The 1,557-nt window shown below is 40.8% G+C and carries 1 protein-coding gene and 1 pseudogene; both read left to right on the top strand.

Annotated features, from left to right (window positions below; translation table 11 throughout):
* The coding region (locus tag WB217_RS13850) for a putative bifunctional diguanylate cyclase/phosphodiesterase (RefSeq protein ID WP_423993805.1) at positions 1 to 1,229 on the top strand (1,229 nt) is incomplete at its 5' end.
* Between the two features lie 89 nt (positions 1,230 to 1,318).
* Positions 1,319 to 1,557, top strand: a pseudogene (locus WB217_RS13845) (DUF975 family protein); the annotation flags it as partial.

Here is a 1,557-nt window from a genome sequence, read left to right as displayed (position 1 = left end):
AAAAAGTGATGAATTCTTCTGCCGTGGCCAGCTTGGCTATCATTCATTTACATGGATTGGAGAAGTGGAACAGCAGGTATGGATACGAGTTTGGAGATGAGACCATTAAGTCGGTCAGCGAAATCATCGTGCGCCTTAAGCTAGGGAATACGACCGTTTATAGGATTGAAGGAAACCGGTTCGCTGTGGCATCAGCCGATACCCGTGATTATGAGAAGCTTAAACTGTCGATGTTGAGAATCGCTTCCATTTTTAAGAATCCATTAGAGATCAATGAGAAAAAAATAGTCGTTGATATGGTTTGTGCGGTTACTTCTTCACATGATTATGAAAAGGCTGACTTGTTTGCCAACACTATGGCTGTACTTCATCACACAGACATTATGTATAAGCATGAAGTCATTGAATATGACCCTGTCGTCCATACTTATGCATTTGAAAGGCATCTAGTTCAAGATATTGAGAGAGCGATAAATGAGAATGAACTATTTGTTGTATACCAGCCGAAAATATGTACAAACACGAATCAGATATTTGGAGTAGAAGCCTTACTGCGATGGGATCATCCTGTACACGGGCTAGTGCCTCCAGGTGTGTTTATTCCGATCCTTGAGGAAAACGGCAAGATGCACGAGGTGACGGATTGGATCATTGATCATGTGTGCAAGCAGATCTCATTGTGGGATTCACAGGGTCTTAAAGGCTTTAAAATCGCCATTAATGTTCCCGGTTCCCATTTTACTTCGCCGCTGTTGATGGAGATTTTAAAAGAGAGTGTCTCTAAATATGAGATAGAAAGTAACTATCTGGAACTTGAAATTACTGAGACAAGCGTTATCGATAATATTGAGAATGCGATCAGGGCTGTAAGTGAGTTCAAAGAGTATGGATTTACCGTTGCCCTTGATGATTTCGGTACTGGTGTCTCCTCCTTGTCATATTTAAAGCGGCTGCCGATTTCCACATTGAAAATAGATAAATCTTTCGTAGATGACGTACCACATTCAGATAAAGACTCAGCCATTATTAAGGCAATCATCAGCCTGGGCCATTCTTTGAAATTAAAAGTGGTCATCGAAGGAGTGGAATCTGAAGAGCAGATTGAATTTTTATCTACAAATTCAGAAAATCCAATTATACAAGGCTATTACTATTCGAAACCGCTAAGAGCAGGCGAGCTGGTTGACTGGGTAAGGGATTTTGTTTCGGTGGCTGGAGCGGTTTATTAAATAATCTGTGTATTAATAAAATATAATGGGTTGAAACTTTATTTTCGAGAGTGAATCTTTTTAAGGCGTAAACTATAGGAGGAAGGTAAATGAATTTAAGCATTTCACAAATTAAAAAGAAGGCTCTTGCGTCATTAAAAGGGAAGTGGGGCGTGGGAGTCCTGCTGACGCTTACCGTTTTTTTAGTGACAACATTTGTTCCAACGGTGGCCGAGATGATGATGAGCGGTGGATTTTCAGCCTGGGTCGGTGAGGAAGAACCCTCCACCGCAGCAAATCTAGTAAGTTTGTTTTTTTCTTTCCTTTTCATCCCACTGTCAGTTGCCAG

Origin of the sequence: Mesobacillus sp. (assembly GCF_049588175.1) — a bacterium.
Taxonomy (GTDB): domain Bacteria; phylum Bacillota; class Bacilli; order Bacillales; family Cytobacillaceae; genus Mesobacillus.
This window is presented reverse-complemented; position numbering and strand designations above follow the sequence as displayed.